The sequence below is a fragment of the Aquimarina acroporae genome (assembly GCF_023195925.1).
Taxonomy (GTDB): Bacteria; Bacteroidota; Bacteroidia; order Flavobacteriales; family Flavobacteriaceae; genus Aquimarina; species Aquimarina acroporae.
Genome location: NZ_JALPRE010000003.1, coordinates 659,143 through 685,664 on the forward strand (window position 1 = coordinate 659,143; position 26,522 = coordinate 685,664).

The window sequence follows — 26,522 nt, forward strand, 5'->3', positions numbered from 1 at the left end:
CTATCACATGAAAACACCGCTGCTGGTCTTTAATGAAAATGGAATTTATTGTGAAGCAGCAGATGTATATATAGATCCCTGGCGAAAAGTCAAAAAAGCTATTATCACTCATGGTCATGCAGATCATAGTCGTTGGGGGCATCAACAATATATTACTCATCATACCAATGTCCCCATCATAAAACATCGGTTAGGGGATATAAATGTAACTGGAAAAGATTACCGAGAAACTTTTATTATCAATAACGTTAAATTTTCTTTTCATCCAGCTGGCCATATTGTAGGAAGTTCTCAAGTTAGAGTCGAACATAAGGGAGAAATCTGGGTTTTTACAGGAGATTACAAAATTGAAGATGATGGTATTTCTGCTCCCTATGAGCCTGTTACTTGTCATACTTTTATTACCGAATGTACTTTTGGTTTACCTGCGTTTCGTTGGATCCCTCAGCACGAGGTTTTTGAAGACATTAATTCATGGTGGTCCTCAAATAGAGAAGAAGGCAAAACATCTATCCTTTTCGGATATTCGCTTGGGAAAGCGCAAAGATTATTGAAACACCTTGATACTTCGATAGGGAAGATATTTACCCACGGAGCCATAGAAAATATGACCAATGTAATACGTCCTTTGGTAGAGTTACCAGAAACAACTCTAATAACAGCTTCTATCACCAAAGAAGAGCTAAAAGGAAGTATTGTCGTAGCACCGCCAAGTGCGCATGGAAGCACATGGATTCGTAAAATGGTGCCTTACGAAACAGCCTCGGCAAGTGGTTGGATGACCTTTAGAGGAGCAAGAAGAAGAAGAGCTATCGATAAGGGATTTGTACTTTCGGATCATTGTGACTGGCAAGGTTTACTTACCGCAATTAAAGCTACTGGAGCAGAAAAAATAATCAGTACACATGGGTATACAGATATCTTTTCAAGGTATTTAAGAGAACTGGGATATGACGCTAGAACTGAGAAAACTCAGTTTGAAGGCGAATTGGCCGAATTAGAAACAAAAAAAGAAAGTGAGGTGAACACTTGAAGCGATTTGCTAGTTTGATTAAAAAATTGGATAGTACCAATAAAACCAATGTAAAAGTTGAAGCGTTGGCTACTTATTTTAAAGAGGCTCCCGATACAGATAAGGTTTGGACTATTGCTATTTTGTCTCATCGTCGTCCCCCTAGACCAATAAACACAACGCTATTACGGTCGTGGGCCTCAGAACTCTCGAATATCCCACTTTGGTTGTTCGAAGAATCGTATCATATAGTGGGAGATTTGGCAGAAACTATAGCACTGGTTATTCCCAATTCTCAAACAGAAACCGAAAAAAGTTTAACGCAATTCTTAAAAGAAATAATTGATCTTAAAAAGAAGGAAGAAGCAGAAAAGAAAGAGTATCTACTAGACAATCTTAAAGAATTAAACTATTATGAAAGATTTGTGTTTGTTAAGTTCATCACAGGTGGTTTCCGAATAGGGGTAAGCCAAAAGTTAATGACCAAAGCTTTGGCAAAAGCTACACAAATTGATGAAGATGTTTTGGCTTTCAAATTAATGGGTAATTGGGATCCAAATACGATTTCATTTCATGATCTGGTTATTGAAGAGAAACCCTCAGACTTTTTGTCTAAACCGTACCCTTTTTATCTTGCATATGCTGTAGAAGAAGAGATTGAAAAGTTAGGAGATGTTACCGAATGGAGTGTAGAACATAAATGGGATGGTATTAGGGCACAGGTCATTATTAGAGATGGTAATATTTTTGTTTGGAGTCGAGGTGAAGAATTAGTGAGCGATAAATATCCTGAATTTCATGAATTTGTGAATTATGTCCCTAATGGAACCGTTATTGATGGCGAGATTTTACCATTTTCTGAAGGGGTAATAGGAACATTCAATGATTTGCAAACTCGAATAGGGAGAAAAACAGTTTCTAAAGCTTTACTTGCCAAAACTCCTGTTGTATTAAGAGCTTATGACCTATTAGAGTGGGAAGGAAAAGATATTCGTGATCTTAAATTTCAAGAACGTCGAGCAATACTTGAAGAGTTGGTTCAAGATTTATCTAATTCAAGAATCGAGAAAGCCACACCACTACAATTATCTGAAAAAATGTATTTTGATTCCTGGGAACAGGTAACACTAGAAAGAAATAAAGCTCGTGAAAAACGAAGTGAAGGCTTGATGTTAAAAAGAAAGGGTTCTCCATATTTGGTAGGAAGAAAAAAAGGAGATTGGTGGAAATGGAAAGTAGATCCTTTAACTATTGATGCTGTATTAACCTATGCCATGAGAGGGCATGGTAGAAGATCCAATTTATTTACCGACTATACTTTTGCCCTTTGGGATGATAAGCATAAAGAATTAGTCACTTTTGCTAAAGCGTATTCTGGATTAACCGATGCTGAATTTAGAAAAGTAGATGCTTGGATCAAAAAAAACACTTTAGAGCGTTTTGGACCTGTTAGAAGTGTTACCCCAGAGTTGGTCTTTGAAATAGCTTTCGAAGGTATAGCGCTCTCCAAAAGACATAAAAGTGGAATAGCAACAAGATTTCCGCGTATCTTACGTTGGCGTCAGGATAAAAAAATACAGGATGCAAACACCCTAGAAGATTTAAAAGCAATGATTCCTTCCAAAGAAAAATTACATGAATAGAAAGGAACTTCAGCAAATAGCCATAGATTGGTTTCAACAACAAGGTTGGCAACCTTTTGCGTTTCAAAAACAAACATGGACAGCCTTTTTGCAAGGAAAACATGGTTTACTCAACGCACCTACAGGAAGTGGAAAAACTTATGCATTATGGGGAGCAATCGTTTTAGAATACATCAAAAGAAACCCAGAGTATAAATCAAAGCATAAAAAAGGATTAAAAGCTATTTGGATAACACCTCTTAAAGCCCTTTCTATTGAAATTAAACAAGCAACAGAGCGCTTTGCAGAAGGCATAGGAGTGCCGCTAACTGTTGGTATTAGAACCGGCGATACTGAGCAAAAAGAAAGAGCTGCTCAAAAAAGAAATATGCCCGATTTGTTAATTACGACTCCAGAGAGTTTACAACTTTTGTTAGCGTCAAAAGGGTATGATACTATGTTTAAAGATGTAACCTCAATTGTGATAGATGAATGGCACGAACTTTTAGGTAGTAAACGTGGAGTACAGATGGAACTTGCCCTTTCAAGATTGAAAACAGTGTCATTAAGTCTACGTATCTGGGGTATCTCTGCAACAATTGGTAATTTGGAGCAAGCACAAGAAGTTTTGTTAGGGCAAAACAATACTCATCTTCAAAATTCTGTATTAATTCGAGCAAATATTAAAAAGAAAATAAAAGTAAAGTCTGTTTTGCCTGATACGATGGAGACTTTTCCGTGGAGAGGACATTTAGGTTTACATCTTTTAGAGTATGTAATTCCTATAATACATCAAAGTAAAACTACATTGATTTTTACCAATACTCGTGCTCAATGTGAAATTTGGTTTCAAAAAATATTAGAAAAATATCCTGAATTTGCTGGCGAAATTGCAATGCACCATGGGAGCATAAATAAAGAGACCAGAATATGGGTCGAACATGCTATTCGTGACGAAACGCTTAAAGCAGTGGTATGTACTTCGAGTCTTGATCTAGGTGTAGATTTTGCTCCTGTAGAAACCATAATTCAAATTGGAGGCCCGAAGGGTGTTGCACGATTTATGCAAAGAGCAGGGCGAAGTGGTCATCAGCCTGGAAAAGAAAGTGTTATCTATTTTTTACCCACTCACGCTATAGAACTAATAGAAGCTTCTGCTTTACAAAACGCAGTGTTGAGTAATCAAGTGGAAGATAGAATGCCTTTTTTAAACAGTTTTGATGTTCTGGTACAGTATCTCATTACACTTGCTGTTTCGAATGGTTTTTATCCTGAAGAAATTTTTGAAGAAATTAAACGTACGTTTTGTTTTCAGGCTATAACTTCAGAACAATATAGGTGGATTCTTAATTTTATAACCATAGGCGCTCAAAGTCTGCAGGCATATGATGAATACAAAAAAGTTGAGATCGAGGATGATGGAAAGTTTAAAGTAAAAAGCAGAGGAGTTGCGATGAGACATCGATTGCAAATAGGAACTATTGTGAGCGATGCAGTAATGACGGTAAAATATTTGAAAGGGGGATACCTTGGGTCTATAGAAGAATGGTTTATCTCAAAACTCAAACCGGGAGATGTATTTACCTTTGCAGGAAGAAACCTAGAGCTTTTTAAGGTGAAAAATATGCAGGTTCTGGTTAAAAAATCAAAACAAAAAAAAGCAAAAGTACCTAGTTGGATGGGTGGGAGAATGAGCTTTTCTTCAGAAATGAGTGATCTTATTAGAGAAGAGTTATATGCTGCAAATGAAGAAGATAAGAAATCTAAAGAATTAAAGGCATTACAACCTATTTTTGAGAGGCAACGTAAGGAGAGTATTGTACCTAATTCTAGTCAATTTTTAATTGAAACGTTTAAAACGCGAGAAGGATACCATGCTATTTTTTATCCTTTTGAAGGTCGGTTTGTTCATGAAGCTTTGGCTAGCTTGTTGGCTTATAGAATTAGTTTACTTTTGCCAATTTCTTTTTCTTTAGCTTTTAACGATTATGGTTTCGAATTACTATCAGACCAGGAAATAGATATGCAAGAGGTGCTAGATAATGATCTTTTTAGTACTCAATTTTTGCATGATGATTTAAGAAAAAGTTTGAATGCTACAGAGATGGCAAGGCGCAAGTTTCGAGATGTTGCAGTTATTTCAGGTCTTGTTTTTACAGGATATCCAGATAAGTTGATAAAGAGTAAACATTTGCAATCAAGTTCTCAATTGTTTTTTAATGTATTTCGAGATTATGAATCAGATAATTTACTTTTTCAACAAGCGTTTACAGAAACTTTTGAGCATCAACTGGAAGAAGGTAGATTGCAACAGGCTCTCGAGAGAATTGAACAACAGGATATTGTATGGAGGCATTGTAAACAACCCACTCCATTTTCGTTCCCTATAATTACAGATCGTTTGAGAGAAAAATTATCATCAGAAAAACTGGCAGACCGTATTAAAAAAATGACTATACAATTAGAAAAACCTTGATACTTATTGACCAAGACTAAAACTACATATTGTTATCGACAGACTTTTGAATTGCATCCTAGCGGAGGTGTATACTGGCATGAGTTTAATATGCTATTAATCGCAGATGTACACTTAGGTAAGGTTACCCATTTTAGAAAATATGGTAGTGCAGTTCCTCAAGGTGCAATAACTCAAAATTTTGATAAACTAGATCAGGTAATTTTGTATTTCAAGCCTGCCGTAATTTGCTTTTTAGGAGATTTGTTTCATAGCTATGTTAATCAGGAATGGAATATGTTTTCTAATTGGATACAAACTGTTGAAGCCAAGATAGTTTTGATTAGTGGTAATCACGATGTTATCTCTCCTGTGAAATATGAAGAGTTAAATATTCACATTAGCGATGAATGGAGTTTAGGGTCTGTTCTACTTACCCATCACCCAGAAAGTAGAGAAGGAATGTTCAATATCTCAGGCCATATTCATCCAGGTGTTCGGTTAAAGGGAGAAGGAAAGCAATCTCTCACGGTTCCTTGTTTCTTTAAACAAACACATCAAATGATTCTACCCGCATTTGGAGTCTTTACTGGAAAGCATATTTTGAATCCGAAGTTAGAAGATGAAGTTTTTGTGATTACAGAAGACGAAGTGATTCAAATACCTTAACCCATTTGTTAAAGTTTATATAGAGGTATAATATTTTGTTTAGCTATTTAGTAAATTTGTTAAACAAATACTATCTTTATGAGAAGAAAGCCCCACCCAACAAAAATTTGTGTTACATGTGGAAGACCTTTTACCTGGCGAAAAAAGTGGGAAAAAGTATGGGATGAGGTAAAGTATTGTAGTGAAAGATGTAGAAGGAATAAAAAAACAAAAGATGGGTAGTACAGGATTAGTTTGGTTTAGAAATGATCTACGAGTTCAGGATAATGAATCATTATATAGAGCTGTTTTAGAAAATGACACTGTGATAGCGATTTACTTTTTTGATCCGCGTTATTTTGAACCCGACAAATTTGGATTTAGAAAGACCGAAAAATTTCGCGCGAAGTTTTTGTTAGAAACGGTGAAACAGCTGAAAAATAATTTGGATAAGCTTAATATACCGTTATTTGTATATAGACAACACCCTGAAGATGTAATGCCTCAGTTCTTTGAGGATTATGATATTTCTAGTGTGTACTTACAAAAAGAATGGACTCAGGAAGAAGAAGAAATTTCTTTATCGGTCAAAAAATCGATTGAAAGATTTACCATAGTATGGAAAGAACACTATGATCAGTTTTTATTTCATCCCGATGATGTTCCATTCGAATTGAGCCAAATCCCTCAAGTTTTTACCAACTTTAGAAAAAAGTGTGAAAAATATACATCGGTTCGGCCTGAATTTAAGATTCAGAAGAGTTTAGCCCAGCACAACATAGATAACCCTACTCAAATTCCTTTGTTATCAGATTTGGGATATGAAGAATTTACTATAGATTCGAGATCCGCTTTTCTATTCGGTGGAGGGGAAGACAAGGCCTTAAGTAGAGTAGCAGAATATCTGTGGGACAGTCAAAAGCTTTCTTATTACAAAAAAACCAGAAATGGACTTATTGGTAAAGACTATAGTTCCAAATTCTCTGCTTGGTTAGCCAATGGTAGTATTTCACCGAGAACAATCTACTGGGAAATAAAAAAGTACGAAAAAGAAATCACCAAAAATGAGTCTACCTATTGGTTGATTTTCGAGCTTATTTGGCGCGATTTTTTTAAGTACGTTTCACTTAAACATGGAAACTATTTGTTTAAAATTGAAGGGATTTTAGACAAGAAATATGAATGGAAAAAAAATGAATCACTCGTAAAACGTTGGATTCATGGAGAAACTAAAGAACCATTTGTTAATGCCAACATGCTAGAACTAAAGTATACAGGTTGGATGAGTAATCGAGGGAGACAAAATGTAGCATCTTTTTTTGCCAAAGAATTACATCTGGATTGGAGAATTGGAGCGGCATATTTCGAATCTATGCTGTTAGACTACGATGTACATAGCAATTACGGGAATTGGCAATATGTAGCAGGTGTCGGTAACGACCCGAGAGACAGAAAATTCAATATAAAACTGCAATCTGAGCGATATGACCCAAATCAAAAATATCAGAATATGTGGCTGCAACCTACTTTATTTTAAACTATGACTTTACGACTTATTCTTGGTGATCAACTTAATAGACAGCATTCTTGGTATGAGAATAACGAGTCTGATACATACTACTTTTTGGCAGAGATGCGTCAGGAAACCGATTATACCAGACACCATATCCAAAAAGTTGTTGCTTTCTTTTTAAGCATGCGCAATTTTTCTGAATGGTTAAAAGAACAAGGATTTTCTGTGATTTATTATCAGTTGGATGAGGAAAATAACGCACAAGATTTAATAATTAATCTTCAACAAATAATAAAAGATAAGGGAATAAGAAAATTTGAATATCAATTACCAGATGAGTATAGATTAGATCAACAATTAAAAAGTTTTTGTGATAAATTAGATATTAAAAGCGAAGCTTTTGATACCGAACATTTTTTAACATCACGCTCAGATTTATCAGACTTTTTTAAGGGTAAAAAGCAGTATATCATGGAATACTTTTATCGGCATATGCGAAAAAGATATGATATTATGATGCTAGATCCTAAAAATCCCGAAGGGGGGAAATGGAACTTTGATCATTCTAATCGAAAAAAATGGACAGGAGAACCTAAAATACCTGAGGAAAAGAAGTACCATTTTAAAGTTACTGAAGTGGTAAGTATGATTAAAAAAGAAGGTGTGCAAACTATAGGTAATATTGATGTACAAAACTTTAATTGGCCGGTAAGTAGAGAAGATGCATTAGCTATGCTCAATTATTTTTGTAGAAATCTTCTTAAGCACTTTGGAGACTACCAAGATGCTATGCACAGTAATGAGGTTTTTTTATTTCATAGTCGTCTCTCTTATGCTATGAATAGCAAAATATTACATCCCAAAGAAGTTATAAAAACAGTGGTATCTTATTGGCGTGCTCACAAAGAGGAAATTGATATTTCTCAAGTAGAAGGTTTTGTACGACAAATTTTAGGTTGGAGAGAATATATGAGGGGAATTTACTGGGCAAAAATGCCAGAATATCAAATTGCTAATCATTTAGAAAACACGAATCCTCTTCCAGATTTCTACTGGACCGCCGATACCAAAATGAATTGCTTACATCATGCAATTAAACAGAGTTTAGATCATGCATATGCACACCATATCCAAAGATTGATGGTTACAGGTAATTATGCATTATTAACTCAAACTCAGCCCGATGAAGTAGATGAATGGTATTTGGGTATTTATATAGATGCTATCGAATGGGTAGAGATTACAAATACTCGTGGGATGAGTCAGTTTGCAGATGGAGGTGTGGTTGCAACAAAACCTTATGTTTCTAGTGGTAGTTATATCAATAAAATGAGTAACTATTGTAAAGGTTGTGCCTACAGTGTTACTAAAAAGACAGAAGAAGATGCGTGTCCGTTTAACGCTTTGTATTGGAATTTTTTAGATGATAAACGCTCTTATTTTGAATCTAACCAACGTATGCGAATGATGCTTAACCTACTCGATAAGATGGATAGAGATAAGTTGCAAAAGCTAAAAGAAAGAGCAAACAAGATCATAAATAGCCCCAATGATTATTAATGATAAGCAACATATTAATATTGTCTGGTTTAAAAGAGACCTGCGATTGCAAGATAACGAAGCCATATATAATGCGGTTGGTAGGGATAATCCTGTACTTTTTTTATATGTTTTTGAAAATTCTTTAATAGAAGATGTTCATTATAGTGAACGTCATTGGAATTTTATAAAACAGTCAATACAAGATTTAGATAAACAATTAACAACACATAACACAAAAGTATTAGCGGTACGGTCTGAGGTAGTACAGACATTTAGAACGCTACAGCAGTTTTGGAAAATTGATACTGTGTTTTCACATCAGGAAACGGGTATTAAGAAAACGTATGAAAGAGATAAAGCGTTCAAAATCTTTTGTAAAAATAACCTCATTAATTGGCAAGAAAATGGCAATAATGGTATTATAAGAGGGTTAAGAAATAGAAGTAACTGGAGAGAAGAGTGCGAAAATTACATGATTCGACCTCAATTTACATATGAATTTGAAAAGGCTGATTTTATTCAAAAAGAAACCCTTAAAAAAGTAGAAAGTGTTTTCACTGTCGAAGATTTAACCACTCCAGATATTGATAAGTTTCAAAAGGGAGGAACTACTATGGCCAGAAAATATTTGAGCTCGTTCTTCCATAAAGGCCGTTATAAAAACTATAGTTTTCATATTTCAAAGCCAGATTTATCGAGAAAAGGGTGTAGCCGCTTATCACCATATTTAGCATGGGGAAATTTGTCGGTGCGACAAGTGATACAATATGCCAGAGAGTTCAGGCAAGTTTCGGGTAATAAAAAGCAAATAGACGCTTTTACCTCCCGATTACATTGGCAAATTCACTTTGTTCAAAAATTTGAAATGGAGGATATTATGGAATTTGAAAGTATCAACAAAGGGTATCATAAATTGAAAAAAAAGGTTTCTGAGGCGTATCAATTAGCTTGGCGAGAAGGTAAAACCGGATATCCATTAGTAGATGCTTGTATGAGGTGTTTAAAAGAAACAGGGTACTTGAACTTTAGAATGCGGGCATTGGTGGTTTCCTTTTTTACGCATAATCTTTGGCAGCCTTGGCAAGACGCAAGTGCGTACCTTTCCAGTTTGTTTTTAGATTTTGAACCGGGAATTCATTTCCCCCAATTGCAGATGCAAGCTGGTGAAACAGGGATTAATATGTTACGAGTATATAATCCGGTGAGAAATAGTATCTCTCATGATCCTGATGGGGAATTTATCAAAAAATGGATACCAGAATTACGTAATATTCCTATAGAATTTATACATGAACCCTACAAGATGACAGTACTAGATCAAAAGTTTAATGATTTTGTCCTTGGTGAAGATTACCCATACCCAATTGTAAATGCGCAAAGTACACGTAAAAAAGCAAGTGATATATTATGGAAAATGATTGATGATCCAGTGGTTAAGGAAGAAGGCGTTCGTATTCTTAAGAAACATACATTACCTAATAGAAAAAAGTTAAAATGACAAATAAAAGGTTTTCAGAAAGAGATATAGACAGAATTGTAGAAATGGCATGGGAAGATAGAACTCCTTTTGATGCTATTTTATTTCAATTTGGGCTAAAAGAACAGGAGGTGATAGAACTTATGCGCAAAGAAATGAAGGCTTCGAGTTTTAGAATGTGGCGTAAAAGAGTTCAAGGTAGAAAAACCAAACATCTTAAAAAGAGAGTCTTTGAAGACGGAAGATTTAAATGTAGTAGACAAAGACATATTACGCATAACAAGATATCTAAACGCAAGTAGGAAGCGTAAATAAGAATTAGTAATTTGCAATCTGTAAGAGTGCATAAATTTACAACCGTGAAAAAGAAAAAACCAGATCATATAGTTTATAACGAAGACAATGATAGCTATGATGCTGCTCTAAAACCTTATGCTACCGATCTTGGAGCTCCAGCAATTACCACCAATGATACTGTTGCGTGGAAAAACGCGAATATTCATAAAGTAAACAAACAAATCAAAGCCAAGTATGATGAACTTAAAGCAGAGTATGATGCCTTGATAGAAGAATTTGAGTATAATAACTTGGTGTATAGTGCCAAATTTACTTTTGAACCAGTGGTTGGTGAAGTGTATCATTTGTATAAAAATAAAAATGAAAATCCTTTTTTATCTATTATAGCTCCAAACGAATGTTCTTTTGAATATTTAGGAAGCTTCCGTTTGAATGCGGATAAAATGTGGATTCGAATCCAAGTCGATACCGAATTTTAAGGAGTACATTATAAATTCAGTCGATTAGTTTTTTTAATTTACTAAATCTATTTCTTCCCCATTTTTGCTGGTGTTAAAGCGATGTTCTAAGTTCGTTTTCGTTTGCGATTTTATGTCCAAAAAATAGAATTAGTCATTTGCTCCTACCTTTTAGGGGGATTTACCCCTTGTCTTCGGAAACGTTAAATTATAATTTTATTCTCGAATTATGAAGATATTCTTGGACGAAAAACAGTAAATGTTTTTGTGAATATTGAGGAATTTAACTTGAATTCGAAAGCCCTCTTTTTCGAATTTATAAGGTGTCTTGTTTCTATAATTACCCCAATTATTTTTTATTTTTTAAGTACTATGATCAATAAAGCATTGTCTTTTATTGAGGATCAGACTAATCTCTATTTTCAAGGATTGCTCGGTCCGTCAACGCAGAAATATGCCGTATTAGGTAATATTGCCAAAATAGTAGATGGTACCGAAACTACCGAAGAAGAAGAAAGTTCTGGTGTGGTAATAACCTTGGTTAATATTGAAGAAGATAGGATATCAAAAAACCCAGATGGTATCTATAGACAAGGAGATCGGGTGATAAAAAGTAACCCTAAAATTCTGGTAAACTTATATGTACTGTTTTCGGTTAACCTAAGTACATATACTACAGCTTTAAGTAGAATTTCAAATGTTATTCAATGTTTTCAGAGTACCAATTTTTTTACAAGTGCAGAATTCCCCACGCTCGATGAAAATATAGAAAAATTACATCTCGAACTGTATACCATGAATTTTGAGCAGATCAACCATTTATGGAGTACTCTGGGAGGAAAATATCTTCCATCTGTGCTATATAAAATGAAACTGATAACTATTGCCGATGAAGAGAAAACCCATGAGGGCAGTTTAATTACTGAGATACAGATGCAAAAAAGTGCAATTGCTGGAGTTCTAAAAACGTAACTGCATTTTGATTTGAAGTCCTAATAGATGCTTCAAAAACATTGTCAAAACTTTTAAAACCATAAGGTATTACATCGACCAATGAAATACGCAACTTTATTTACTATTGAAATAGAGCACGATTATTTTTCGGTATCAAAACCACAAGTACTTCGTATCGTGCCTACCACGGCTACTAAAGAAATTCTTAGGGGAGCAGGAATGGTAGCTAAGTTTCTTGACAATACCTTATATGTACTCATTAAACAATTAGATAGTTCGAATCCTTCATTAAAAGTGGCTAATGATTTTAAGCTTCAGTTTTTTCTCGAGATTGTTGGGTTCGATTTTTCAACAATAACCAATTTTGAGACAAAGGATCCTTACAACAACAAACTGTATTTCAGCAATGCAAACTCTATAGTAGACGGTAATGATAAATCGGTAGAGAATACATTGTATTTAAACGAGAAATTACCAATCTTCGATGTTACCCAAGAATATTTCTACAATGATATTGTTAGAAACGGTGCAAATACTGCTTTTGAATGCCTTAAAAAAGTAAATGCTAATTCGGGAAATCTCAATGATACAAGTCAATTTCGACAACTAGAGAAAGTGAGCTACATATCTCAAGCGACAAGCTTGCAATTTACTGGCCCAGAAAAAGAAATTACGGTGCAAACTCCTTCTTCAGAAATAATCATCAAATATTTTCAATATAACATTGTAAGCAAGCAGTTTGATATTGAAATTAAAGAAACTGTAATCGGATTATCAGAGAATCCTTCTGGAGCTAATATCGAACGAGTACTATTGAATTTTTATAACACTGATAATAAGCCTTTTTCAGAAGGGATTTACAGAGTAACTATAAACGCACAAGAAGAATTTCTGTATTTCAGATTAGAGAATGATTGGAAACCTTATTTAGGGCTGATAAACATACATAACGATCATTTAGCAGTTTCAGAAAATTATCGGTTTATTAAGGAAGATGGTACATTTTATACGGTAACTCCAGCCAATACCGAAATTGCTACTCGCCAATATAAAATTCGATTTGCACCTGCACAGTATATGTTAAAGTACGTATGCCGAACCAACAAAGTAACAAATATTACTGACGACGATGGGGTTATAAATTTTGATAATCTCGGCGGAAATGTATTTCAAAGCAAATTACCAGTAAGAATGAATGAAAAAGCTATTGATACCATATCGGTAGCCTATAATGGATCGGAAACATTGAAAAAGACCAAGGTCCCGGGATATAGAAATTTATCCCTATCCGATGACGAAAACAAGTATTTAATAAGCGAAACTTTTTTGAATTTATAAAAACAATTAAAATCACATATTATGGCCACAGTTTTTAAAACACCAGGGGTTTATGTTGAGGAAATACCAAAATTACCACCTTCGGTAGCTCAGGTAGAAACAGCAATTCCGGCTTTTGTGGGGTATACTCAAAAAGCAGAAAAACAAGGAGAGTCTCTTCATATGAAACCCACCCGTATCTCATCATTATTAGAATTTAGAGAATTCTATGGAGGAGATAATACCATTGATACTATAAATGTTATAGTTGATGAAAATAACAATTTTGCAGTAAGCAGTATAAGTATTGCAAATACGGTAAGATATCTAATGTACGATAGCTTAAGATTATTTTTCGATAATGGTGGTGGCGACTGTTATATAGTATCTGTAGGTAAGTATGGAACAGCACCGGTTTATGGTGATGAAAATGCTATCCCTGCGACCGGATTGCGAGCAGGAGTAAAAGCATTAGAGAAGTTTGATGAGCCAACTATTATCCTATTTCCAGATGCTACCAATGTACTTACAGATGGTAATGATGATCCTGGTTTTTATAGCTTACAACAAATGGCGTTGGAGCAGTGTGCCAAACTACAAGATCGAGTGGGGTTATTTGATTTAAAAGAAAATATTACCGCAGATCTTGACACGGCCATATCAAACTTTAGGAATAATGTAGGAATCAACAATTTGAAATATGGAGGAGCATATACACCTTGGGTGGTTGCGACCTACCCCAGAGAGATAGATCTTAGTACATTCAAAGAAAATATAGATAATTTATCTAGTGCAGATGTGTCTCTGAAAGCACTGTCATCAGATAGTGAACATTTACAGCTAATTGATAACTACGAAGCTGCCAATGATGAAGTAACTTTAATTTCTGACTATCTAACAACAGTTAAAGAGGCACAGGCCAATGGAACGTTGGCAGGAGGTTCTGCACAACCTAATTTAAGAGAAAAGTATCTAACATTTAAGAAAGCGGTAGATGAAGCCACAACGTCGGCATCGGCCAAATCTACATTGAAATCCCTTTTCTCATTTTTTAGAAATACATTATTAGGGTTTCAAACTACATATAACGGGATAGATAAAAGTAAGAGTCTGGTAGCAAATGACCTTAATTCTTATGCTAAATCTGAAAGTATGCTAAGAGGTGCTGCAAAAGGACTAATAGCTATTGACAAAAATACCGATGTGATTGCGTTAAATGATACTACCGACGAAGGCACCGTAAATGCACTCTACGCTTCATTGAGTACTGATTGGCTTCCTGGAGCAGCAGCAGGAGTTGCGGCTACAACTAAAGATTATGGGGATTATAGTACCAGTACAGAACGACCAGGAATGGCACGTCAGGTGGCTAATGATGTTTTGGCTGAATTCGAAAAACTCATTGCCTATACAGAAGCCATTACAGGAGCAGCGTACAACTACAAAAAAGCAGCTCAGGATGCACTTTATGAAAAACATCCCATTGTTGGAAATATCGTAAAAAACATAAAAAAGAAAATTAATACGATACCTCCAAGTGGAAGCATAGCGGGTGTATATGCTAAGGTAGATAATGCAAGAGGTGTATGGAAAGCACCTGCCAATGTTAGTCTGAATTCTGTCACAGAGCCTTCGGTAAACATAAGCCACGAAGAGCAGGCAAATATTAATGTCGATGCAGTTGCAGGAAAATCTATTAATGCCATTAGAAGTTTTACAGGAAAAGGGAATTTGGTCTGGGGAGCAAGAACCCTTGCAGGTAATGATAATGAATGGAGATACATTAGTGTACGTCGTTTTTTTAACATGGTTGAAGAAAGTTGTAAAAAGTCTACAGAACCTTTTGTATTTGAACCTAATGATTCTAATACCTGGATAAAGGTACAAACGATGATAGAAAATTTCTTGACCAATCTTTGGCGTCAGGGGGCACTGCAAGGAGCTAAACCAGAACATGCATTTTATGTGGCAGTTGGATTGGGTAAAACCATGTCTGCTCAAGATATTCTTGAAGGTAGAATGATCGTAGAAATAGGAATGGCTGTAGTGAGACCTGCAGAATTTATTATCCTACAATTCTCTCACAAATTAGCCGAATCTTAATCAGAGATTATATAACGAAAAATAAATTAATTCATTCATAAAAAGAAATAATCATGGCATATCCATTACCAAAGTTTCACTTCACAGTTGACTGGGGAGGAAGCAAAATAGGATTTACTGAAGTAACCGGTCTTGATATTCAAGTAGAGCTTATAGAATATAGAGATGGGGAAAGTAAAGAGTACCACAAGATAAAAATGCCGGGAATGCAAAAATACAGCAATATAACCCTAAAGAGAGGGACATTCTCAGGAGACAAAGAGTTCTATGCTTGGATCAATACAATTCAGCTTAATCAGGTAGAACGCAGAGATATTACTATTAATTTATTAAACGAAGAGCATGAGCCTGTGATGACATGGGGTATCAAGAATGCTTTTCCCATAAAGGTGCAGGCTAGTGATTTTAAAGCTGATGGTAATGAGGTAGCTATAGAAACCCTAGAACTAGCGCATGAAGGTTTAAAAATGATGAATTTAGATTCATAAGATAACCAAATAATGGCAGACGAGAATAATCATAGAGCCGGGGGCTATTATCCTCCTGTAGGATTTCATTTCAGGGTAGAGTTCATAAACATTGGAAATGATAATGATATGCGTTTTCAAAGTGTAGGAGGACTAAACATGGAGTTAGATGTTGAGAACATAAAAGAGGGTGGCCAAAACCTGTTTGAACATAAACTCCCGGGTAGAAGTAAATTCTCAGATCTTACTTTGAAAAGAGGACTACTCCTAGATTCTGAACTTATAAAATGGGTTAAAGAAGCGCTATATGATAAGGAGTTTAAACCTGTAAATATGAATATAAGTTTACTCAATAGTAGTCATCAACCATTGTTAACATGGAAAGTCTTTAGAGCTTGGCCTCGAAAATGGAATGTAAGTGATTTAAATGCTTCAGAAAATTCAGTCATGGTAGAAACCTTAGAAATTGTCTATAACCATTTTAAAATAGAAAAAGGATAAGATGTCTTTAGAAATCAAACATTTAAACGTGAAAATATCGGTTAATCAGGCGAAGTCTGAAGGGGGAGAAGGTAGTAGTTCTAAACCTTCTGATAATGATGTAAATAAAGGCTCTGATTCAGAAAAAATGGCTAAAGATATAGTCGAACAAGTGTTACAAATTATTGAAAATAAAAGCGAAAGGTAATGGCTAGTGGTAAACTTGAAAAACTGAAGATCATTGCATTTAAAAATGCCGATTATTCTGATCCTCCAAATGAGCAACAGACTTTTACTGCCATGCTCAATCCTGAGACCTATACTTTAGACTATAAAGTAGAATATCAGGATGGTCAGGGGCAGGGAACGAGTAGTGCACAGCAACGTTTTAGCGTTAAAAAGCCAGAAGAATTTGCATTCGAATTATTGATAGATAGCTCTGGAATTATTGATGATAACCCTAGAGAATCTATAGAAGAAGATATCACTGAACTTAGAGATCTACTGTTAAAGTATGAGGGTGATATTCATGAACCTAAACATTTTCAAGTGTTATGGGGGAGCCTTTTGTTTAAAGGGAGATGTACAGGATTAAATATCAATTTCAAATTATTTAATCCCGATGGAAAGCCAATTCGAGCAATTTGTAAAGTAACCTTAAGCGGAAGCGTAGAGGATAATTTACGTACAGCCGAAGAAAGGCGTGAATCCCCAGATATGACCCATTACAGAATGATTAAGGCTGGAGATACCTTACCACTAATGTGTTATAAGATTTATGGAGATTCTAGTCATTATGTGCAGATCGCAAGAGTAAATAAACTATCGAGTTTTCGTAATCTGGAACCCGGTACCGAAATTTTCTTTCCACCAATAAAAAAGAATACACCAGTAGCATGAGTGAAGTGAATACCATACCCAGCGTAAAACCAAAATCTGTTTCCACATTTACTATTATGTTAGATGGAAACAAAATCTCAGATCAGTTTAAGGTAATGAGTATCGTTGTAGAAAAGGAAATAAACAGTATTTCTAAGGCGACTGTGCTATTACAAGATGGCTCTGCTGCTGAACAAGGTTTCACTTCAAGTAATAGCGATGAGCTCATTCCGGGAAAAGAAATTGAAATATTAGCTGGATATCAGAACGATGAAGAAACAGTGTTTAAAGGAGTAACAATAAAGCACAGTTTAAAAGTTAGAAAAAGTACATCTGTATTGGTAGTAGAATGTCGACATGTAGCCATAAAGATGACCACCAAACTCCGTAACAACTATTTTCATGACCTTAATGATTCTGATATTGCCGATCAATTATGTCGAGATCATGGGTTATCACTAGATAGTGACTCTACCGAAATTACCCATAAAGAAGTAGTTCAATATAACTGTACCGATTGGGATTTTATGGTATGCCGAGCCGAAGAAAATGGGTTTTGGATCACTACGAATGAAGGTGCCAAAGTTGGATTTAAAAAACCAGATTTTAATCAGGAACCTATCTTATCATTAACCTATGGAGCTACCATTAAAGAATTAGATGCCGAAATTGATGCAAGACATCAATATGAAAATCTAAAATCGATAGCCTGGAGTCCGGCAGAGCAAGAAGCTATAAATAGTGAAGCTCAGGATCCATCGGTGCCGGCAGCGGGAAATTTGTCTGCAAACGATTTGGCTGGAGTGGTTGATAACTCAGAACTAGAAATACGGCATACGGCATTAAACCAAGAAGAACTTCAGAATTGGGCCAATGGAATGTTTAAAAGACAAAGGTTGGCTAAAATAAGAGGTAAATTGAAGATAGACGGAATCCATACGCCATTACCAGGTCTATTGTGTGAGTTGCAAAATGTTGGAGAACGTTTTGAAGGTAAAGTAATGATCACGGGAGTACGACATCATATTGAAAAAGGAAACTGGGAAACATTTATACAATTTGGAGCGTCTCCAAAACGGTTTGCAGAAAAATTTAAAATAGAGCAACCCATGGCATCTGCCCTTTTACCGGCTGTGCAAGGTTTACAAATTGGGGTAGTGACAAATCTGGAAGACCCCGATGGAGAAGAGAGAATTCAGGTACGGTTGCCAATGGTTCATGACAGCGATGATGGCGCTTGGATGAGACTTTGTTCCCTAGATGCAGGAGAGAATAGAGGATGGGTATTTCGTCCCGAAATTGGAGATGAGGTTATCACAGGGTTTTTGAACTCTGATCCTCGATACGGGGTGATTTTGGGGAAGGTACATAGCAGTAAAAATAACGCTCCTATCGAAGGTTCTAATGATAATTTTGAGAAAGGCTTTGTTTCTAAAGAAGAGCTAAAACTGCTATTTGATGATGATAAAAAGAAAATAACAATTGAAACTCCAGGAGGGCATACCGCAATTTTGGATGACGATGATACTAGCATCACTTTAGAAGATAGTAATGGTAATAAATTGATAATGAATAGTGATGGTATTGAGATAGAGAGTATAAAAGATATAAAGCTAAAAGCATCTGCAGATATTAAAATGGATGCAGGATCGAATATTGATATAGGAGGAGGGGCTAATGCAAAAGTATCAGGGGGAGCAGGGGCCGAGTTATCTTCTGGAGGATCTACAGCGGTTAAAGGAAGTGTGGTACAATTAAATTAAGAAATATGGGAGCACCAGCAGCAAGAATAGGAGATTTTCATGTTTGTCCAATGGTTTCAGGTACAGTACCTCATGTAGGAGGACCGGTATCACAAGGCAGTGCAACAGTACTTATAGCAGGAATGCCTGCCGCCAGGGTTGGAGATATGTGTACATGTGTAGGGCCACCCGATACAATTCTTGCGGGATCAACAACCGTAATGATCGAAGGAAAACCAGCAGCGCGATTGGGGGATTCGACAGCGCATGGAGGAACGATTGTCGTTGGAGCACCAAATGTTTTAATAGGTTAAAAGTTGAAAAATGAGTACAGCAAGAGATTTTATTGGGGTAGGGTGGAGTTTTCCACCAACATTTAATCGAGAAAAAGGTGAACTGGAAACCACTAAGTTGTATAATGATATTCAAAAAAGTTTAGAAATATTGTTAACTACAAGACCCGGAGAACGAGTAATGCAACCTAAATACGGGTGCCATCTTGAAACCTTATTGTTCGAATCCCTAGATACTGGAACTAAAACCATGATTAAGGAAAGAATAAGAACATCAATATTATATTTTGAACCTAGAATTGAAGCTAAAAAAATTACTCTTGATGATTCAAGACAGAACGAAGGAGTGCTTCTCATCTCTATAGAATATATCGTTAGTGCCACAAATAGTAGATTCAATTTTGTGTTCCCATTCTATAGTGAAGAAGCTACAGAAATGAATATTCTAACTACCAACCATCCATTAGCAGTATAAAATGAGCAATTGTTCCGAAAATAAAAATCCGCTAGTCAGAAATGGAACCAGTCAAGGACAACGAGTATTGTCAAAACTAAGTCCTTCTTCTGTAGAAATTATAGATAAATCTACCGAAGATTGGATGGTTTGGGCTGGCAAATTCTCAGACCATATAGGTTATACAGCATTGAACAATGCTCAGATTGGAACAATGAAGCCTTTTTTTACAACCGATATAAGTGCACAATTGGCTTTAGCAGCAAGTTATTCTCCAGAAACATTGTCTCAACATATAAGAGAATTACTTTGGTATACAGAAACTCAGGATGTAGGTTTGAAATCTGCATATACCGAACTTTTTGATATTATATTTTCCTACTTTATTGTTGTAGATAACTTGTTTAAACTTACAAAAGAGGATAAAGAGTATAATGGTATTTTGGTCAATCACATACAGGCGAAACTGTTACCTCTAGAACAAAGAGCATTTGCCTATTACAAGGCATCATTGCTGGGTTCTCCTGCTCAAAAACTAATCGTAAATAGTTCTTCAGCCGATTTGAATATTTTTCATGAACCTATTAAAGGGCATGAAGATGCAATTGCTATTGGTTTGTCAAACCTTTTGGGTAAGAGGTTTTTAGAATCTTCAGACTTTACTACGTATTATTCAGCTATTTCTGCCGATTCTTCTATTTTTGGTGGTTTAACTGGGTTTGCAAAAAAAATAAAATATGTTAGTCAGCATAATTTCTTTACTAGTATACTAGATGAAATAAGTGCATCTGCCACATTCATCTGTAAACTTTCGCAAAAATATATCCATAAGTATCTTACCAATTGGCCCAATCATCAGCCAAACTATACTTTATTTCTTACCTGGTTGCAATTGTTAGAGTCAACCAAAGAGCACCTTAATGAATTAACAGGACGGCATCTTGATTTTTATTATCAAAATGTATTGCAATTAAAGCAATTGGCACAATCGCCAGACAAAGCTTTTTTGGTCTTAGAGCTAAATAAAGTAACATCCTCGTTTGCCTTGAAGGAGAATACATTGTTCATGGGGCCTAAAGATGATACGGGTAGCATTATTACCTATGAAAGCACAAAAGAAACTGTTTTAAATACAGCAAAAATTAAACATTTGGCAGCTGTTTATTATGGTGATGAGGATGATAATATAGGAACACAGATTAATAACCGTAGGTTATTTACAGCCCCCATTATAAATAGTGCCGATAGTTTGGGAGAGCCTATAGAAGGAGATATAGCATCATGGCATCCCTTTCATAATAAAGAATACGTAAACGCTGAGCTCTCGAGTATTAAAATGCCTAGAGCTGAGATCGGGTTTGCAATAGCTTCCCATTATTTAAGATTGAAGGAAGGAGCGAGAGTGATAACACTTGAGATGGAAGTTTCAAATTTTGTGAAATTTAATGAGTTTGAATATAGGGCATATGTGACCACCGAAAAAGAATGGCTAGAAATAGAAGATACCAACTTGGTACTTTCTAAAGGTATAGGTGGGAGGGTTAAAAAACTAATTTTTAGCATGACTGTTACAGCAGATAAAGACCCGATAACGGCCTATGATGGTAAAGTACATTTAGGATCTCTTTCTGCGACAGAACCCGTATTGAAAATTATGCTGGAACATAATGATACCGAAACATTTATTTATGATAAATTAAGCAATACCCGCATTAAAAAAATTAATCTAGAGGTTGAAGTTGGAGAGGTAAATAACACCTATAACGAGAATGGTGTAAAAAGTCTTGAATTACACAATGATATAAGCCCATTAAACCCATCAAAATCCTTTCATCCCTGGGGGGTAGAACCCACCATTGGAAATTCCTTTATTATTGGTAGTGATGAGGTTTTTTATAAAAAAGGAGCAAAAGTTCAATTAAATTTTAAATGGAAAGATTATCCATTAAAAGATAATGGAACTGTCGATTCTGGCGCTATCGATTTTGATTATTATGATGGAGACGATTCCAGCGCATATTACCCTGTTGATGTCGAATTTAATTCGTTCAATAGTGTAGACAAACCAAATAGCACTCCTTCAGTAGAAGTTTTAAAACTAAGTAAGAATAAATGGGTTCAACTATTAGATAATGAATCGGTTTTTAGGAATCCTACCACTTCAAGTATAGATGATAAGGTTTGGTTAGAAATAGATTTATCATCTACCAATACCGAAAATCATGATGATGTATTCCTTGCCAAAAACCAGACATGGAATACCTATGGGGCAAATTCTAATAAAGGGTTTTTAAAAGTAAAGCTTAAGAATGATTTTGGACATAGAGATTACTATAATGCATTACAAAGCTATTTGAAATTAGATCGGGATACCCATACGGCTCCAAGATATCCGTATAGTCCAACTTTGGAATCTTTTACTATAAGCTATAATGCAAGTTGCTCTTCTCAATTATCGAATATGAGTAGTTTTGAAGATAGACCATTAGAATTTTTTCACTTAGGACCTTTTGGAGATAGCGAACAACATAGAAAATTACAAGATGCCAAACCAAAATTAGTTAGTAAATTAATTAAACGGTTAGATGGCCAGTATAAATCTCAAGGTAGTTTATTTATTGGCTTTGAAAATCTGAGACCAGGAGATACTCAATCAATACTGTTCCAGGTGCAAGAAGGTAGTGAAGATCCTCTACTTGAAAAACCTGAAGATCACTTACTATGGGAATACTTAGCAGATAATAATGTCTGGAAAACATTTGATGAAGATGGAGTGGGCGATACTACCGACGGGTTAATTGAATCTGGATTGATTAGTTTTATCATACCCAAAGATGCTGGTTTAGAACACAATGCTTTTGAGAGTAATTTGATTTGGATACGATGTTCTGTAAAAGAAGCCACCGATGCAGTTTGTAAAATTATAGGGATTTATCCCAATGCGGTTGAGGTTAAGCGTATAATTCCTGAAGAAACAGAGTATACATCTATGATCACACCTTCTGGTGAGATTAAAAAACTATTTTCTCCTGAAGCAAAAATCAAGAAAATAGAACAACCATATACAAGTTTCGATGGAACACCAAAAGAAGACAGTGAGTCTTTTTATTTGAGAGCTTCAGAGCGGTTACGACACAAAAATAGAGCTATAACCATTTGGGATTATGAACGCCTGGTTCTTCAAGCTTTCCCAGAGATTTATAAAGTAAAATGTTTGAATCATACCAAAATTGGTGGTTCACTTAGTGAAGGAAATTTAGTTTACAACGAAGTGGCTCCAGGACATGTTTCAATAATTACAATTCCGAATCTTGCGAATAGAAATGACATAGATCCTTTAAAACCATACACCAAAAAAAGTACATTGAAAAATATTGAAGAATTCTTAAATGAAAGAACTTCTTGCCAAGTGACCATCCATACTGCGCAGCCCGATTTTGAAGAAGTGAAAGTAAAATGTAAAATAGTTTTAAGAGACGAGTTCCCAGATATTAATTACTACAAAGAAGTAATACAAAAAGACATCATGAACTTCTTAAGTCCATGGGCTTTTACAACAGATACAGATTTAAATTTTGGTGGAAGAGTGCATAAATCGGTATTAATAGATTTTATAGACGAATTGCCTTACGTAGATTTTATAACAGATTTTGAACTCTTACATATTAAATCTTCTGGGGGAACTACTTTGGTAGATGAAGCCATTGCATCAACCGCCAGATCGATATTAGTTTCTGTTCCTGCGCTTAAACATGATTTAACAGTAATGCTTAACTCAAATAATATAGTTAATCCAATAGTGTGTAACGATGAATGAGCATATTACCATATTAAAAAACCCAGGATTTAGAGACAGCGAAGATTACGCTGTGCTAAGGAAAAAAGGGATTGATTTAATTGAAAAATTAGGGAGTACCTATTGGACCGATTATAACATTCATGATCCAGGGATTACCTTGTTAGAGCTATTATGTTTTGCACAGACTGAAGTAGGCTTTAAACTTGGATTTTCTATAGAAGACTTACTAGCTTATAAAACCAATGAAGAAGTACTATGGGATGAGCAATGTTTTTATACCGCTAGAGAGATATTAACGGTCAATCCCTTTACCAATAATGATTGGCGAAAAGCACTTATCGATCAAACAGGTATTGCAAACGCATGGATACAATGTACGCCATGTCCTTGTCATCCAGATTTTTATGCAGACTGTAAAGAAAGTGAATTAAGTTATGAAGAAACCGAACACCCAATCACTATTAAAGGGTTTTGGGATACATTGCTAGAACTTGAGGTAGATTCACAATATGGAGATTTAAACAGTGGTAAAATTTTTCATCAGTTTTCTTTTGATACTAATACTCATAGAGCTACGGCTGAGGTGAGATTTGATCCATGGTATAAGGCGCAACTGGACCAAGGATTACTCAATATTGTTAAAGCGAATGATATCGTTAGCATCGAACTTACAAATTATCATCTCGACGTTGCCGATGAAGTATTTTATAAGGCCTTAAGAGATCCTTTAAGAGTTGATGTAAGTTATAAAGTAACCACTTCGGGTGGGGTAGAAAATATCAATCTGTTAGAACTACCTATAAAAATTTGGTTTAAAACAGAGGAAGGAAGAGAGATCATTCAAAAAAGTGACATTAAAACGGTTTTTGAAGATATCAATACTACAGGACCTTTTAGCCAATATCTCTATCAATTGAAAAAGGCCAATGAAGCCGTAGAGGAAGCAAAGAAAACTTTGCACGAGCATAGGAATCTGGCTGAAGATTATTGCAAAATATCAACAGTACCTATTGTAGATGTTGGTCTGTGTGCAGATATTGAAATGAGTGCCAATGCAGATATAGAATCTGTATTAGGAGAAGCATATTATTTATTTACAGAATATTTAAATCCAGTGGTGAAGTTTTATACGCTTAGTGAACTTCTTACCGACGGCAAATACACCGAGGAGATTTTTCATGGACCAAAATTAGATCATGGTTTTATTCTTGATGAAGAATTAGATGCTTCAGACTTAAAAACGGTATTATATACCTCAGATATCATAAATATCTTAATGGATGTTGAAGGTATTGAGGCGGTAAAAAATATTACGCTTACAAAATATGATGAAGCAGGAAATTTGATTGAATCTCAACCCTGGGAGTTAAAGATAGATCCAGGACATCAACCTAGATTATACATTCACGCCTCAAAAGTGTTGGTGTTTAAGGATGAACTACCCTTTCTTCCATTTCAGGATGAACTTCATGATACACTACAGTTATGGAGAGGGATTAGACAACAGAATAAAATACTTCAAATCGATAATGATTTAAAGGTTCCCGAAGGAGAATATGTACATCAAAATTCTCATTACCCTTTACAGTATGCGTTACCTGAAACTTATGGTGTTGGTCCACACGGTTTAAAAGAACCAACAACCGAACAGAGAAAAGGACAAACCAAACAATTAAAAGGATACTTATTGCTTTTTGAACATTTATTTTCAGCCTATGTAAAGCAATTAGAGCGATTTAAAGATGTCTTATCTATAAATCCGACCATTTCAAAAACCTACTTTGCGGGTTTATTTGGAGAAGAAGATCTTAAAGGAGTATCAGAATATTATGTAAATATTGATGATTCGGGATTTCATGATTTATTAGAAAACAGAACGCAGTTTTTAGATCGAAGAAATGGCTTCTTAGATCACCTTTTAGCAAGATTTGCAGAATCTTTTAATGACTATGCTCTTATGCTTTATCAAGCTTATGGTTCTGAAGAAAAAGCAGAAGAAGAGCTGATCTTTGATAAAGTTAATTTTTTAGAAAAGTTTCCCTCGATCTCAGCCAATCGAGCTAAGGCAATCGATTATAAGGACGAAGCCAAAGTCTGTAATAAAGACAATAGTTCGGGATTAAGCGAGAGAATAAAAGTAGTGTTGGGTTTAAATGGAGCACATTCGTTTATTCGATATGAGGTAACTAAAAATACTAATGGGAAATGGGATGGAGTCTGGTATCTCGATAATACTCAACATGAGAATATTTTGATAGGTATAGAACTTAAAGACATTGATCAGGAATATGATTTAAGAAATCAATTGAAAAAAGATGTAGATGAAGCTATAGAGCAATTAACCTTAAAAACGCATCTTAAAGTAGTTCCAGATGGAAGTGACTTTATCATTGTTCTAGAAAATAATAGCAACGAAATAATAGCTGCAGGGCCAGATAAGTTTGCAGTAGAAGCAGATGCAAATACTCAAAAGAATCTTATAGAAGCCTTTATAGATCAGATTGTATTGAGCGAAAAAGTGTATGTGGTAGAACATATCTTATTAAGACCTAGAAACCTACCTTCAGTGAGTATTCCCGAGGGAGATCCTTTGCTTCCAATTTGTATTGAAAAAGACTGCAATTTATGTGGCGAAGAAGATCCATATTCTTTCAGAATTACTGTGGTGTTAAATGGAGAACAAGGAGTTTCTAATAGCGGAATCGCCTTCAGGAAATTTGCCGAAAAAACTATCAGGATGGAAACACCTGCGCATTTGGGTGTCAAAATATGTTGGGTTTCTGAAGAACAATTGATCGAATTTGAAACAGCATATTGTGATTGGCTTTCAGAGTTAGCGAAACCCGATCCTGATAAACTCTCATTACATATTAAGCTAGAAAAATTAATAGAAATATTTAAAAACTTAAAAAGTGTTTACCCTCAAGCCACCTTACATGATTGTGAAGATGGAGATGACGAAAACAGGGTTAGGTTAAATAGCACTATCATTTAAAAAAACGTATTTATT

At 35.2% G+C, this 26,522-nt stretch carries 22 protein-coding genes; all 22 read left to right on the plus strand.

Going from position 1 to position 26,522, the window contains the following annotated elements:
- Positions 1–7: 7 nt before the first annotated feature.
- Positions 8–1,033 (plus strand): ligase-associated DNA damage response exonuclease, encoded by a 1,026-nt coding sequence (locus M0D21_RS07290; protein ID WP_248327891.1) that lies wholly within the window; start codon positions 8–10, stop codon positions 1,031–1,033.
- Entirely contained in the window at positions 1,030–2,655 is a 1,626-nt protein-coding gene (locus M0D21_RS07295; RefSeq protein ID WP_248327893.1) for an ATP-dependent DNA ligase, read from the plus strand. Before M0D21_RS07290 ends, M0D21_RS07295 begins: the two co-directional genes overlap by 4 nt.
- Positions 2,648–5,110, plus strand: coding sequence for a ligase-associated DNA damage response DEXH box helicase (locus M0D21_RS07300; protein WP_248327895.1), 2,463 nt, complete (start codon positions 2,648–2,650; stop codon positions 5,108–5,110). The genes M0D21_RS07295 and M0D21_RS07300 overlap by 8 nt, the downstream gene beginning before the upstream one ends.
- Before the next feature lie 6 nt (positions 5,111–5,116).
- A complete protein-coding gene (pdeM, locus tag M0D21_RS07305) occupies positions 5,117–5,758 on the plus strand; it encodes a ligase-associated DNA damage response endonuclease PdeM (RefSeq protein WP_248327897.1) in 642 nt (213 codons plus the stop codon).
- A gap of 78 nt (positions 5,759–5,836) precedes the next feature.
- Positions 5,837–5,980: a DUF2256 domain-containing protein gene (locus M0D21_RS07310; RefSeq protein WP_248327899.1), complete on the plus strand. Its 144-nt coding sequence runs from the start codon at positions 5,837–5,839 to the stop codon at positions 5,978–5,980.
- Positions 5,973–7,274 (plus strand): DASH family cryptochrome, encoded by a 1,302-nt coding sequence (locus tag M0D21_RS07315; RefSeq protein ID WP_248327901.1) that lies wholly within the window; start codon positions 5,973–5,975, stop codon positions 7,272–7,274. The genes M0D21_RS07310 and M0D21_RS07315 overlap by 8 nt, the downstream gene beginning before the upstream one ends.
- Positions 7,275–7,277: 3 nt before the next feature.
- On the plus strand, positions 7,278–8,810 hold the full coding sequence (locus M0D21_RS07320; RefSeq protein ID WP_248327903.1) for a cryptochrome/photolyase family protein: 1,533 nt from the start codon (positions 7,278–7,280) through the stop codon (positions 8,808–8,810).
- A complete protein-coding gene (locus tag M0D21_RS07325; RefSeq protein ID WP_248327905.1) occupies positions 8,800–10,290 on the plus strand; it encodes a cryptochrome/deoxyribodipyrimidine photo-lyase family protein in 1,491 nt (496 codons plus the stop codon). Before M0D21_RS07320 ends, M0D21_RS07325 begins: the two co-directional genes overlap by 11 nt.
- Entirely contained in the window at positions 10,287–10,571 is a 285-nt protein-coding gene (locus M0D21_RS07330; RefSeq protein WP_248327907.1) for a TIGR03643 family protein, read from the plus strand. Before M0D21_RS07325 ends, M0D21_RS07330 begins: the two co-directional genes overlap by 4 nt.
- Before the next feature lie 57 nt (positions 10,572–10,628).
- Entirely contained in the window at positions 10,629–11,045 is a 417-nt protein-coding gene (locus M0D21_RS07335; protein WP_248327909.1) for a DUF2452 domain-containing protein, read from the plus strand.
- Between the two features lie 351 nt (positions 11,046–11,396).
- Entirely contained in the window at positions 11,397–11,996 is a 600-nt protein-coding gene (locus M0D21_RS07340) for a DUF4255 domain-containing protein (protein ID WP_248327911.1), read from the plus strand.
- 81 nt (positions 11,997–12,077) lie between these two features.
- A complete protein-coding gene (locus tag M0D21_RS07345; protein WP_248327913.1) occupies positions 12,078–13,316 on the plus strand; it encodes a hypothetical protein in 1,239 nt (412 codons plus the stop codon).
- Positions 13,317–13,337: 21 nt separating this feature from the next.
- On the plus strand, positions 13,338–15,398 hold the full coding sequence (locus tag M0D21_RS07350) for a phage tail sheath family protein (protein WP_248327915.1): 2,061 nt from the start codon (positions 13,338–13,340) through the stop codon (positions 15,396–15,398).
- Positions 15,399–15,451: 53 nt separating this feature from the next.
- Positions 15,452–15,886, plus strand: a complete 435-nt coding sequence (locus M0D21_RS07355; RefSeq protein ID WP_248327917.1) for a phage tail protein — start codon at positions 15,452–15,454, stop codon at positions 15,884–15,886.
- Between the two features lie 12 nt (positions 15,887–15,898).
- Complete coding sequence (locus M0D21_RS07360) at positions 15,899–16,366, plus strand: phage tail protein (RefSeq protein WP_248327919.1); 468 nt, start codon at positions 15,899–15,901, stop codon at positions 16,364–16,366.
- Position 16,367: 1 nt separating this feature from the next.
- Positions 16,368–16,553 carry a DUF5908 family protein gene (locus M0D21_RS07365; RefSeq protein ID WP_248327921.1) on the plus strand — a complete coding sequence of 62 codons (186 nt, stop codon included), beginning with the start codon at positions 16,368–16,370 and terminating at the stop codon, positions 16,551–16,553.
- Positions 16,553–17,245 carry a CIS tube protein gene (locus M0D21_RS07370; RefSeq protein WP_248327923.1) on the plus strand — a complete coding sequence of 231 codons (693 nt, stop codon included), beginning with the start codon at positions 16,553–16,555 and terminating at the stop codon, positions 17,243–17,245. The genes M0D21_RS07365 and M0D21_RS07370 overlap by 1 nt, the downstream gene beginning before the upstream one ends.
- Positions 17,242–18,987: a type VI secretion system tip protein VgrG gene (gene vgrG / locus M0D21_RS07375; RefSeq protein ID WP_248327925.1), complete on the plus strand. Its 1,746-nt coding sequence runs from the start codon at positions 17,242–17,244 to the stop codon at positions 18,985–18,987. Before M0D21_RS07370 ends, vgrG begins: the two co-directional genes overlap by 4 nt.
- A gap of 5 nt (positions 18,988–18,992) precedes the next feature.
- On the plus strand, positions 18,993–19,280 hold the full coding sequence (locus M0D21_RS07380; protein WP_248327927.1) for a PAAR domain-containing protein: 288 nt from the start codon (positions 18,993–18,995) through the stop codon (positions 19,278–19,280).
- Positions 19,281–19,290: 10 nt separating this feature from the next.
- Complete coding sequence (locus M0D21_RS07385; RefSeq protein ID WP_248327930.1) at positions 19,291–19,734, plus strand: GPW/gp25 family protein; 444 nt, start codon at positions 19,291–19,293, stop codon at positions 19,732–19,734.
- 1 nt (position 19,735) lies between these two features.
- The gene (locus M0D21_RS07390; RefSeq protein WP_248327932.1) at positions 19,736–23,530 is read left to right on the plus strand and encodes a hypothetical protein; all 3,795 of its coding nucleotides are present in this window, start codon (positions 19,736–19,738) and stop codon (positions 23,528–23,530) included.
- On the plus strand, positions 23,523–26,507 hold the full coding sequence (locus tag M0D21_RS07395) for a hypothetical protein (RefSeq protein WP_248327934.1): 2,985 nt from the start codon (positions 23,523–23,525) through the stop codon (positions 26,505–26,507). The genes M0D21_RS07390 and M0D21_RS07395 overlap by 8 nt, the downstream gene beginning before the upstream one ends.
- Positions 26,508–26,522 lie beyond the last annotated feature (15 nt).

Coding starts and splice junctions, on each gene's coding strand:
- M0D21_RS07290 (WP_248327891.1), top strand. CDS start 8: ATGAAAACACCGCTGCTGGTCTTTAATGAAAATGGAATTTATTGTGAA.
- M0D21_RS07300 (WP_248327895.1), top strand. CDS start 2,648: ATGAATAGAAAGGAACTTCAGCAAATAGCCATAGATTGGTTTCAACAA.
- M0D21_RS07310 (WP_248327899.1), top strand. CDS start 5,837: ATGAGAAGAAAGCCCCACCCAACAAAAATTTGTGTTACATGTGGAAGA.
- M0D21_RS07315 (WP_248327901.1), top strand. CDS start 5,973: ATGGGTAGTACAGGATTAGTTTGGTTTAGAAATGATCTACGAGTTCAG.
- M0D21_RS07320 (WP_248327903.1), top strand. CDS start 7,278: ATGACTTTACGACTTATTCTTGGTGATCAACTTAATAGACAGCATTCT.
- M0D21_RS07325 (WP_248327905.1), top strand. CDS start 8,800: ATGATTATTAATGATAAGCAACATATTAATATTGTCTGGTTTAAAAGA.
- M0D21_RS07330 (WP_248327907.1), top strand. CDS start 10,287: ATGACAAATAAAAGGTTTTCAGAAAGAGATATAGACAGAATTGTAGAA.
- M0D21_RS07340 (WP_248327911.1), top strand. CDS start 11,397: ATGATCAATAAAGCATTGTCTTTTATTGAGGATCAGACTAATCTCTAT.
- M0D21_RS07345 (WP_248327913.1), top strand. CDS start 12,078: ATGAAATACGCAACTTTATTTACTATTGAAATAGAGCACGATTATTTT.
- M0D21_RS07350 (WP_248327915.1), top strand. CDS start 13,338: ATGGCCACAGTTTTTAAAACACCAGGGGTTTATGTTGAGGAAATACCA.
- M0D21_RS07355 (WP_248327917.1), top strand. CDS start 15,452: ATGGCATATCCATTACCAAAGTTTCACTTCACAGTTGACTGGGGAGGA.
- M0D21_RS07360 (WP_248327919.1), top strand. CDS start 15,899: ATGGCAGACGAGAATAATCATAGAGCCGGGGGCTATTATCCTCCTGTA.
- M0D21_RS07365 (WP_248327921.1), top strand. CDS start 16,368: ATGTCTTTAGAAATCAAACATTTAAACGTGAAAATATCGGTTAATCAG.
- M0D21_RS07370 (WP_248327923.1), top strand. CDS start 16,553: ATGGCTAGTGGTAAACTTGAAAAACTGAAGATCATTGCATTTAAAAAT.
- vgrG (WP_248327925.1), top strand. CDS start 17,242: ATGAGTGAAGTGAATACCATACCCAGCGTAAAACCAAAATCTGTTTCC.
- M0D21_RS07380 (WP_248327927.1), top strand. CDS start 18,993: ATGGGAGCACCAGCAGCAAGAATAGGAGATTTTCATGTTTGTCCAATG.
- M0D21_RS07385 (WP_248327930.1), top strand. CDS start 19,291: ATGAGTACAGCAAGAGATTTTATTGGGGTAGGGTGGAGTTTTCCACCA.
- M0D21_RS07390 (WP_248327932.1), top strand. CDS start 19,736: ATGAGCAATTGTTCCGAAAATAAAAATCCGCTAGTCAGAAATGGAACC.
- M0D21_RS07395 (WP_248327934.1), top strand. CDS start 23,523: ATGAATGAGCATATTACCATATTAAAAAACCCAGGATTTAGAGACAGC.